The organism is Bowmanella yangjiangensis (assembly GCF_017255015.1).
GTDB classification, from domain to species: domain Bacteria; phylum Pseudomonadota; class Gammaproteobacteria; order Enterobacterales; family Alteromonadaceae; genus Bowmanella; species Bowmanella yangjiangensis.
Genome location: NZ_JAFKCS010000543.1, coordinates 1 through 509 on the forward strand (window position 1 = coordinate 1; position 509 = coordinate 509).

At 71.1% G+C, this 509-nt stretch carries 1 protein-coding gene; it reads right to left on the reverse strand.

The features are described 5' to 3' along the window. Nucleotides 1-132 precede the first annotated feature (132 nt). On the reverse strand, nt 133-509 hold a 377-nt coding region (locus tag J0A65_RS25570; RefSeq protein ID WP_206597022.1), incomplete at its 5' end, for an aminotransferase class III-fold pyridoxal phosphate-dependent enzyme.

Here is a 509-nt window from a genome sequence, read left to right on the forward strand (position 1 = left end):
GGTCGAACTCATCCAGTCCCGGCAGCGGGGCGCCAGCGTACAGCCGGTGCCAGCTGACCTGGTGCCCGTCCAGCCAGCGGTCCAGCGCCGCAGGGCCGGCACTGGGCGTGTGTTGCAGCAGCGCGATACGCATCAGGCGACCTCCTCACAGCGCTGTTCGACTCGTTGCAATGCCCGGCCCAGACGCCTGAGCATCTCCTCGACATTGCCATGGCTCACCGTCAGGGCCGGCGACAGGCGCAGGCACTCGTCGCCAGCCATCCCCAGCAGCAGCCCCTGCTCCCGGGCCGCCCGCTGCACGACGCGCGCACGCTGCCCGATCAATGGCAGGCCGAGCATCAGCCCGTGCCCCCGCAGCGGCCCATGAGCATGACGCCGCGCCAGATGGGCCAGCCCCTCGCGCAGGTGTTCGGCCACCTCACGCGTCTGCGCGAAGAAGCTGCCATCGAGCACGGCACCCAGCACCGCGACACCGGCCACCGTCAGCAATGCCTCGCCCGGACAGGCCT